The sequence below is a fragment of the Methylobacterium sp. A54F genome, assembly GCF_053346035.1.
In genome coordinates this window covers 1-312 of record NZ_JBKFBF010000106.1, presented here as the reverse complement: position 1 = coordinate 312, position 312 = coordinate 1, and the positions used below count along the sequence as shown (strand labels likewise).

At 71.5% G+C, this 312-nt stretch carries 1 protein-coding gene; it reads left to right on the top strand.

All coding sequences use genetic code 11. The features are described 5' to 3' along the window. On the top strand, nucleotides 1-312 hold a 312-nt coding region (locus tag ACLBXP_RS25540), incomplete at both ends, for an aminotransferase class I/II-fold pyridoxal phosphate-dependent enzyme (protein ID WP_447670622.1).

The following is a 312-nucleotide window of genomic DNA, read 5'->3' as shown; positions in this document are numbered from 1 at the left end:
GGCCTCCTCGCGCCTGTTCGGCGGCTCGCTCGGCCTGATGCGTCGCCTCGACGGTCGCTACGACCTGGAGCCGCAGTTCGCCAAGGGTCTGACGCCCGAGGCCTTCGAGGCGGCGATCACGCCGGGGACCCGGGCGATCGTCTGCGAATCGATCGTGAACCCCTGCGCGGCCGTGATGGACCTCGAGGGGATCGCGGCGGTGGCGAGGCGCCACGGCCTGCCCCTCGTCGTCGACAACACCCTGGCCCCGCCCGCGCTGATCCGGCCGATCGAGCATGGCGCCGACATCGTGGTGCACTCCACCTCGAAGTT